Below are 811 nucleotides of genomic sequence, written 5' to 3'. Positions count from 1 at the left end.
GGTCCCATTTCGTGTTTGCGGCAATCTGCGTGCGTGAAATAACCAGTCGCGTTCATGGGGAAATAATTTGTAAAAAATTACGGTATGGTTGGCACCATGAAAGTCACAGAAAAACTCCAGGCGCTTCTTGATCAGCTTAACACGGTCATTGTCGGGAAACCCGCCCAGGTACAGGACTGCGTGGCCTGCCTGCTGGCCGGCGGGCACCTGCTGATTGAGGACGTTCCGGGTGTCGGAAAGACCACGCTGGCCCATGCGCTGTCGCGCTCATTCGGCCTGCAGTTTTCCCGGGTGCAGTTCACCGCCGACCTGATGCCCAGCGACTTGTCGGGCGTATCGATTTACGAGCGCCAGAAAGAAAGTTTTGTGTTTCACCCGGGGCCGGTTTTTGCGCAGGTGCTGCTGGCCGACGAGATCAACCGGGCCAGCCCTAAAACCCAAAGCGCCCTGCTTGAAGCCATGGAGGAAAAACAGGTCACCGTGGAAGGTGAGACCCGGCCCCTGCCACTGCCGTTCTTTGTCATCGCCACACAAAACCCGCACGATCAGCTCGGCACCTACGCCTTGCCTGAATCACAGCTGGACCGTTTCCACATGCGGATTTCTCTGGGCTACCCCGACCGCGCCGCCGAACGTGAACTGCTGCGGGGCGCCGACCGGCGCGACATGGTCGAAAAACTGCCGGCCCTGCTGGCGCCACACGACTTGCTGGAACTGCAGCAGATGGTGGCGCAGGTTCATGCCTCCGAGCCGCTGCTGAACTACCTGCAGGACCTGGTCACGGCGACCCGCTCCGGCCGCTGGTTCCTGC

1 protein-coding gene is annotated in these 811 nt (G+C 60.2%); it reads left to right on the top strand.

Going from position 1 to position 811, the window contains the following annotated elements; genetic code table 11:
* Positions 1-96: 96 nt before the first annotated feature.
* On the top strand, positions 97-811 hold a 715-nt coding region (locus AC1D0Z_RS23225), incomplete at its 3' end, for an AAA family ATPase (protein ID WP_477660482.1).

The organism is Polaromonas sp. P1_E3 (genome assembly GCF_056405935.1).
Note: the sequence above shows the minus strand (reverse complement) of the source record. Positions and strands in the feature narration are given on the sequence as shown.